The organism is Poinsettia branch-inducing phytoplasma str. JR1, from assembly GCF_000309465.1.
Taxonomy (GTDB): domain Bacteria; phylum Bacillota_I; class Bacilli_A; order Acholeplasmatales; family Acholeplasmataceae; genus Phytoplasma; species Phytoplasma pruni.
Genome location: NZ_AKIK01000055.1, coordinates 1 through 6,545, shown reverse-complemented (window position 1 = coordinate 6,545; position 6,545 = coordinate 1). Strand labels below are relative to the sequence as shown.

11 protein-coding genes are annotated in these 6,545 nt (G+C 26.3%); all 11 read right to left on the bottom strand.

Features of this window, described 5'->3' with window-relative positions; all coding sequences use genetic code 11:
- Positions 1-1,933: AAA family ATPase (locus tag ON17_RS01500; RefSeq protein WP_017191738.1), on the bottom strand; the 1,933-nt coding region annotated here is incomplete at its 3' end.
- 28 nt (positions 1,934-1,961) lie between these two features.
- Positions 1,962-2,117 carry a hypothetical protein gene (locus ON17_RS03545; protein WP_017191737.1) on the bottom strand — a complete coding sequence of 52 codons (156 nt, stop codon included), beginning with the start codon at positions 2,115-2,117 and terminating at the stop codon, positions 1,962-1,964.
- 94 nt (positions 2,118-2,211) lie between these two features.
- Positions 2,212-3,147 carry a hypothetical protein gene (locus ON17_RS01495; RefSeq protein WP_017191736.1) on the bottom strand — a complete coding sequence of 312 codons (936 nt, stop codon included), beginning with the start codon at positions 3,145-3,147 and terminating at the stop codon, positions 2,212-2,214.
- Positions 3,148-3,162: 15 nt separating this feature from the next.
- Positions 3,163-3,960, bottom strand: coding sequence for a hypothetical protein (locus tag ON17_RS01490; RefSeq protein WP_017191735.1), 798 nt, complete (start codon positions 3,958-3,960; stop codon positions 3,163-3,165).
- Positions 3,961-3,965: 5 nt separating this feature from the next.
- Positions 3,966-4,187: a hypothetical protein gene (locus tag ON17_RS01485; protein WP_017191734.1), complete on the bottom strand. Its 222-nt coding sequence runs from the start codon at positions 4,185-4,187 to the stop codon at positions 3,966-3,968.
- On the bottom strand, positions 4,180-4,584 hold the full coding sequence (locus ON17_RS01480; protein ID WP_017191733.1) for a hypothetical protein: 405 nt from the start codon (positions 4,582-4,584) through the stop codon (positions 4,180-4,182). Before ON17_RS01480 ends, ON17_RS01485 begins: the two co-directional genes overlap by 8 nt.
- Positions 4,585-4,764: 180 nt before the next feature.
- A complete protein-coding gene (locus tag ON17_RS03720; RefSeq protein ID WP_017191731.1) occupies positions 4,765-4,911 on the bottom strand; it encodes a hypothetical protein in 147 nt (48 codons plus the stop codon).
- 106 nt (positions 4,912-5,017) lie between these two features.
- A complete protein-coding gene (locus ON17_RS01475; RefSeq protein WP_051006262.1) occupies positions 5,018-5,356 on the bottom strand; it encodes an HU family DNA-binding protein in 339 nt (112 codons plus the stop codon).
- 37 nt (positions 5,357-5,393) lie between these two features.
- The gene (locus ON17_RS01470) at positions 5,394-5,762 is read right to left on the bottom strand and encodes a hypothetical protein (protein ID WP_017191729.1); all 369 of its coding nucleotides are present in this window, start codon (positions 5,760-5,762) and stop codon (positions 5,394-5,396) included.
- Positions 5,763-5,848: 86 nt separating this feature from the next.
- Positions 5,849-6,220: a hypothetical protein gene (locus ON17_RS01465; RefSeq protein ID WP_017191728.1), complete on the bottom strand. Its 372-nt coding sequence runs from the start codon at positions 6,218-6,220 to the stop codon at positions 5,849-5,851.
- Between the two features lie 33 nt (positions 6,221-6,253).
- Positions 6,254-6,545: hypothetical protein (locus ON17_RS01460; protein ID WP_017191727.1), on the bottom strand; the 292-nt coding region annotated here is incomplete at its 5' end.

Genomic DNA, 6,545 nt, shown 5'->3' with positions numbered 1-6,545 from the left:
TTTTTATTCTTTCTTCACACAACTCTTTTTCTTCTGTAATCTCATTATTTAGATTTTTAATTTGTTGTGCTAAAAGAGCTATAGCGTTGTATTTTTGTGCGATTAAAGTTTTATTAAAAGATTTATATGGTTCTAAAGCTGTTATTTCAATTTGTAAATGATCTTTTTGTTCTAATAGAGTTTTTAATTCTTTTTGCAAGGGATGTTGATTATTTTTAAATTGATTAAGAATTTTTTGATAATAACCTAATCCTTCTAAACCATAAAAAGTATAAACTTCTTGCACTTTAGTCATATCTTTTGATTTAGGTAAATATTTTTGCAACCCTTTTTTCCAAGTGGCATATTGTTCTTCACAAGCTTTTCTTCTTTGGGTTATTTCCTCTTGACTTTTAACAATATTTTGTTTACTATCTAGGACTTCATCTAAATCAGAAGGTAGCATTACTTCATGTTCTAAAGGATTCTCATACTTATAACGATTAGTTTTTTTATAATAAGCACCTTCGATTAACCCCGTTAAATCACGATTAGAATAATGCTTATTTTCGCATCTTTTAGCTATTTCATCTAAATGTAAAAAAGTATGATAACTGATTTGAAAAGGTTTTACTAAAAATTTTAAAAATTTAGCTATTTCTTCATTTTTAATTAAATCTATTTTAATTTCTTCCGAAAAACGACTTCTTAAAGCACTATCTATTTTTTCTAAGTGATTCGTTGCTCCCATTAAAATGATTTTTTTATCGCTTTTTTTGAAACCATCCAGTTTGGTTAATAAATTATTGACAATATTACTAGCGGTTTGACTAGTGTTTTTATCTTCTCTATTAGCTAAACCGCTTATTTCATCAATAAAGATAATGGATTTATCATGGGCTTCAGCTTCGGCCCAAATTTTTTCCAGTTCTTCGTTCCCTTCGCCAACATAAGTTTTATCAAATTTAGATGGTTCAATTTCGATAAAATGAACATCACCTGCTTCACCGCAAAGAGCTTTCATTAAAAAACTTTTTCCTGTCCCTGGTGGGCCATATAGTAAATAACCACGCGGCGTTACTTTATCAAAATTAACTAATTTTTGATCACTTTTAAAATAATAAACCAAATCTTTTAAAGCTTCTTTTTCTCGTTCCATCCCGAAAACATCTTTAAAAGTAATGATTTTTTTATCTTTTTGATAAAGTTGATTATTTTTTTTAGCGTTTAATTCTTTTTCTAATTGTCTTACTTGTTGGCTAAAAGATAATAATTGTTCGTCTAAAAATAAATCATAACTTTTTAGATTGTTAATTTCTTCTTTATTATCTTTTGCTTGTGCTAATATTTTTTTAATTAAAGTTTTATTCGCATAGTTATATTGAATAGTTTCTTGTAAAAGGTTAATCTTATCTGTTAAAGAAGCTAAAGAGGAGATATTTTGCGTTTTTTGTTGTAAATCATCCATATTTTGAATAATTTTTTGTTCTTCTTGATCTAAATTTTTTCTTTGGACAATTAAAGCTTTGCCTTTTTGTAAATATTCATCTCTTTGCTTTTTTAAAACATTAATTTCTTCTTGTAATTTAGTTTTTTCTTCTGTGCTTAAGGTGTCAAAAGAGGCAGCTAAAGTTTGTTCTTTTTCGGTAATATTGGTGTTTAAAGTATTGATAGCAGCTATATTTTTATTAATTTCATCATCAATAAGGTCATACTGCTTTCTTATTAATGCTCTTTTTTGGTTTTCTTTGGCTAATGCTTCTCCTAAAGTTTTTAATTGTTTTTGAATTTGTTCTGCCGCTTCCCTTTCCTCTTGGGTTTTATTTTGTTGGTCAAGAGAAAGAGGTTGTTGGTTAGTATGTTTTATGTAAAGGCCATAACTAAAAAGAACAACAGTAAATAAACTTAAAAGACCCACAAAACACCAATAAAGCTTTTTTTTAATTAATAACATACATGATATTTTCCTTCCTTGTTTGAATTTAGTGCTGAACCATCTTAAACGCACATATTGTCATAGTAATAATGAATAAACCACCGATCAATTTTAAGCCAATTTGAACAATGCGTTTGGCTAAGTATTTATTTAAATATTTTTTCAAATAATGCCACCAACTTTTGGGGTTATTTTGTTTCATTTTTAATTTTCCTTTCATTTTATTATTAAAACTATTAGATAATAAGTAAACTAACTATTATGATTGATCAAACTCCTTTCTTTTTTAATAATTTTTATTCTACATCATAATATAAAGTTCTTTTTTGGTTAGTTCTTTTCTCATACAAATCAATTTTTCTTAAAGATTTGATATGGTTAGTGTTCCATATCATGCCTTCTTGAACGTAATTATAATAAGGAAATTTAAGTTCAAAATCATAATTAAAGATCACAAAAGGTTCTTCAATTTTTTGATTAATAGGATAAATAGCGACTATTTTCTGATTTCTAATATCTTTCAGAGCTATTTTATCAATCGCTAAGTAAGAAGGGCCACCAAAATTAGTGCCTTTATCATAAAAAATTTCTAATTTATAATTAGTGGGTTCAAAAGGAATAGCTGGTAAGTTGTCATTAGGTTTGTTTGACAAAGGAGGATGAGTAGCCCATAAATAATACAAAGCTTTAGCACCCTGCCCCATTTGTTTTAAATCTTCTAAGGTATAAGTATCGTTTTTACCTGCTCTTGTCCCACCTTCAAAATAAGCTAATAAAAAACCTTGTGGTGGTGGTTCTTTAATACGGTAATTAAATTCAATCATTTTATCATTGATCTGATTATTATATAGCGCATAAGTAAAAGTACTTTTAAAAGTTTTATCTTTAAAATAATGACCTAACCAACCTAAAGCATCTTTCATAGTAGCATTTTGCCCTAAATAAACATGATAAACTTTCATATCATCCATAGTAGTAGTTTCTTCAAGAGGTTTTATTTGTTCATAAAATAAACTTTTGATGATTTCGTTTTGTGGTTTGAAGATATTCGCTAAATAGTTATTATGCTTTAATAATTCTTCTTGTGCTACTTTTTTATTATCATTTTCTAGAAGAGAAATATTCTCTTCTAGAATAATCTGGGGAGAAGTTAATTGCGCATGAAGGCCAAAACCTAACAAAAAGCAACTAAAATATAAAGCAATTTTTTCAATAAAAGTTAATTGACTCATTGGTATTTACTAATATTATTTTAATTTAGCTAATTGGTCTTGTATGTGTTTAATACATTCATTTAAATGAGGTTTTAATTCTGCTTGCGTATTAGGATCTTCTATTTCTCTTTGATAGGCAGCAAGATCTTGTTTTAAATTAATTTTAGCAGCTATTTGAGCTATTTTATCATTAATAGTTTGAATTCTATTTTCTTTATTAATTTTGTCATTATTAAGAGTAGTTTTATAAGTAGAAGTTAATTGAGTGTTTTTTAATTTTTCTTCTATATTTTGGATAATTTTGGTTAGCTCTTGTTTCTCTTCTAAAGTTTTTTCTTCTTGTTTTAGTTGAATTAATTCTTTTTCTGTTAAGAGTTTATCTTCAGTTAAACGGTGTTTCTCTTCTAAATTAGGAACTTTTTTTATTTTTTGTTCCATGTTTTTAATTTTATTTTCTAATTGTTTTAAGTAGTTTTTAAAATCAATAATATTTTTAATTTGTTTTTTTTGTTTTTCTTTAAGTTCTTTAATGGTAGTTAAAGCATTTTTATAAGCAGTTGTCAGCTCTTTATCTTTTAATTCTTCTTCTTTAATTTTGATATTTTCTTCTAAAATTTTTATTTGATCGATATATAAATCTAGACATTCTTGTTTTTCGTTATTTATTGTTTCTGGAATAGTTTCCTTTTGGTCTTGAGTTTGAAAATGGTTTTTAAACCATAAACTACTAATAGTTACCACTGTTAAAAGCGGGGCAATAACTAACCAACAATTAAATAATTTTCTAGTTTTAGATAATGGTTTTGTTGGATTTTTTTTCTTAATAGCCATCTTTTTTATTCTTCTCTTTCTTGATTTATTTTTGCATTTATTTGTAGGTTATCTTTTTTATGATTAATATGAAGATTTTTAATAATTAAGGAAATATCTTCTAAATCTTTGTTCTTTGGATGAGGGGTAATATGATTAGTAAAAAAAGTCTTTTTCAATAACAAGAAAATACCGCAAGTAAACAAACTGCCTATCATAAAACCTAAACTGAATAAATATTCATTCATGTTTTTCTTCCTTTTTTCCAATATTTTGTGTTAAAGTTTCTATTTGTTCTCTTAATGTGTGGTTAGAACTTTTTATCTTTTCAAGCTTTTGTAATAGTAATTGGAGATTTTCTTCTTGCTTAGCCTCTTTTTTCGCTAAATGTTTTAATTTTCTTTGTTTAAAAAAACAACCCATAATGATGTCTTTCACAAAAACAATAATATTAATTAATAATTGGAAAACAGGTTTAAACCCTGTTATTAACAAGACAGTAAAAATAGTGGTTTGCATCGTATCTATTCGATGGGCTAAAATTTCTTCAACCGTAAATCCTTTAATAAATTTGAGGCAAACATCTCCTATATTTAAAAACAATGCCAAAATAAACGTTTTTATTTTTACGAAACAATTCCACATAAAGTTTATTCCTTTCTGGTTTTTATTCTAATTCTTTTAATGCTTCATATGTAAAACCAGCATCTATTAATTCTTGAAGTGTATATCTAACATCTATTAATTTTTCAGACATTTTTTAAATCTCCTTTTATTTAAATAGAACAACAACTTTATTCACTTATCGCCTACTCTTTGGGGTTTTTATTCCAATTCTTGTAATAATTTGTTTATTTGTTCGATAATAAATAATTTGTCTTTTTTATCAACTTTTTTATTTATAGTTTTTTTATTAAGTTGTTTTTTAGTATTCATTGGTTGAACATGAGTGCCTTTTTTTCTGATAGCCATTTTTTTATTTCCTTTCTTGATAATGATTTTCTTACCCATAAAGAAGGGGTAAATAAAGGAGTTCTAAGAAATTTTCCCCCTTCTTTATGGGTAAGAATAGTTTTGATTAAATAATTTCTAGATCAGCCACTTCTTGCTTTAAAATAGAGGCAATTTTAAAACTAACTACTGTTTTGGATGGTATTTTAAGTTTTTTGCCTGTTTGGGGATTTCTTCCTATGTAGGCTCCACGGGTTTTTAAAACAAATTTACCAATATAAGGTGATAAGGTTACTTTTTCATGAGTAGCTATAGCTTGAAATAAATTTTTTTCAAAAGCATTATAAAATTCCTCTGTTGCTTTAACAGTATTTTGAGTTGTTGTAGCGATTTCTTTGATTAAATCTTTTTTGCCACATGTGGTGACATTATGCTGAGTGTTCTTTTTTTTGTTTTTTTTAGCCATTTTTTTGATTCCTCTTTTTTTTAATTTATTATTTAATTTATTTTTCAAACTTTAAATCTTCATCTATAAAACCAGCTTCTTTTAAATCTAAAACTGTAAATCCATAATCTTTTAATTGTTTAGCTGTAAATCCAGCATTTTTTAATTCATCAAGTGCAAATCCAGCATCTATTAAATCTTTAAGTGTATATCCAGCGGCTCTTAATTCTGATGCTGTAAATCCACCATAAGATAATTCTTCTGCTGTATAACCAATATCTTTTAATTCATCAATTGTATATCCAACATCTGTTAATTCCAGAGGTGCATATCCAGCATTCTTTAATTCTTGAAGTGTACATCCAGCATCTATTAATTCTTGAAGTGTATATCTAACAGCTATTAATTTTTTCAATTTTTTAGACATGTAAATCTCCTTTTATTTAAAATGTAAATTAAATCCAGCAGCTGTTATTTCCTCAATTGTATATCCAGCGGCTTTTAATTCTTTACCTATATATCAGCATCTAATAATTCTTTGGTTGAAAATCCAGCCTTTATTAATTCATCAGCTGTAAATCCAGTATTTATTAATTGATAAGCAGTAAAACCAACATTTCTTAATTCTTTTAATGTATATCCACTATCTGTTAATTCATCAGCTGCAAAACCAGCATCTGTTAATTCTTTTAATGTATATCCATAACTTCTTAATTTATCAGCAGTAAAACCATCATCTATTAAATCATCGGCTGTATATTCTGCATCTATTAATTCGTTGAGTGTAAATCCAGCATTAAATAATTGTTCAATCGTATATCCTCTATCTCTTAGTTCATCTATTCTATTTACAACATTTCTTAATTCTTTTACTTTTTTAGACATTTTTTAAAGCTCCTTTTATTGAATTTTATTTAATTATTTTTTTAAAGCTCCTCGTTTGGTAAAGAAATATTCTTTTTTTAAGAAAGCATCTATCATATCCAGCCTTACTTCGCTTAAAATAGCGCCTGTTTTATCGTTAATTAAAGCTGGTGTTTTTTTAATATTATATTTACTAACTAGTTGATAAAATGTTTCACAATGAAGCATTTGTGGTCTATTAATAATTTGAATGTGTTTTAAATATTGTTGATATACTTTGTATAAGATGTTTTTTAATTGATCACAATTGGCACAATTATCTAAAGTTAATAAAAATATTTTTTGT